General features: G+C 54.0%; 1 rRNA gene. It reads left to right on the top strand.

Annotation, left to right across the window (positions count from 1 at the left end):
- Positions 1-202 (top strand): 23S ribosomal RNA (locus WFN61_RS21045); the annotation flags it as partial.

The following is a 202-nucleotide window of genomic DNA, read 5'->3' as shown; positions in this document are numbered from 1 at the left end:
AGCGGCGAGCGAACGGGGAACAGCCCAGAGTCTGAATCAGCGTGTGTGTTAGTGGAAGCGTCTGGAAAGTCGCACGATACAGGGTGATAGTCCCGTACACAAAAATGCACATGCTGTGAACTCGAAGAGTAGGGCGGGACACGTGGTATCCTGTCTGAATATGGGGGGACCATCCTCCAAGGCTAAATACTCCTGACTGACC

The sequence above is a fragment of the Pseudescherichia sp. AS216 genome (assembly GCF_037152055.1).
Taxonomy (GTDB): Bacteria; Pseudomonadota; Gammaproteobacteria; order Enterobacterales; family Enterobacteriaceae; genus Pseudescherichia.
The sequence above is the reverse complement of the archived record's forward strand: the minus strand, read 5'-3'. Positions and strand labels throughout refer to the sequence as shown.